Raw genomic sequence first — 590 nt, forward strand, 5'->3', positions numbered from 1 at the left:
TGTGATGTGAACGACTGGCATAATATTGTAGCGGTAGCGGCTGGGTGGCGTCGTACCATTGGCCTTAAACTGGATGGAACGGTAATGGCAGTAGGGCGAAATAAAGAAGGAGAATGTAATGTAAGCAGCTGGCGAAATATTGTGGCTACGGCGGCGGGTGACTGGCATACAGTCGGTCTTAAAGTGGGCGGCACAGTGATGGGGGTGGGGAATAATCGATATGGACAATGCGATGTGAGCAGCTGGCGAGATATTGTAGCGGTAGCGGCTGGGTATCTTCATACTGTTGGCCTTAAAGTGGACGGCACAGTGATTGCAGTGGGGAATGATAAACATAACCAATGCGACGTAAGTGGCTGGCGAGGTATTGTAGCGATAGCAGCTGGTACGAATCATACAATCGGACTTAAATCAGACGGTACCGTTGTGGCGGTGGGGTGGAATGAGTATGGTCAATGTAATATAAGTGATTGGCGAGATATTGTAGCGATAGCGGCTGGTTGTGCACATACAGTCGGCCTGAAATCAGACGGCACGGTGGTAGCAGTAGGTGAAAATACATACGGTCAATGTGACGTAAGTAGCTGGCG

Annotated in this window: 1 protein-coding gene; it reads left to right on the forward strand. The window is 49.8% G+C overall.

Going from position 1 to position 590, the window contains the following annotated elements:
- Nucleotides 1–590: RCC1 domain-containing protein (locus MR079_RS28360; RefSeq protein WP_242295083.1), on the forward strand; the 590-nt coding region annotated here is incomplete at both ends.

Origin of the sequence: Bacillus cereus group sp. BfR-BA-01381, from assembly GCF_022663555.1 — a bacterium.
GTDB lineage: Bacteria > Bacillota > Bacilli > Bacillales > Bacillaceae_G > Bacillus_A > Bacillus_A pacificus.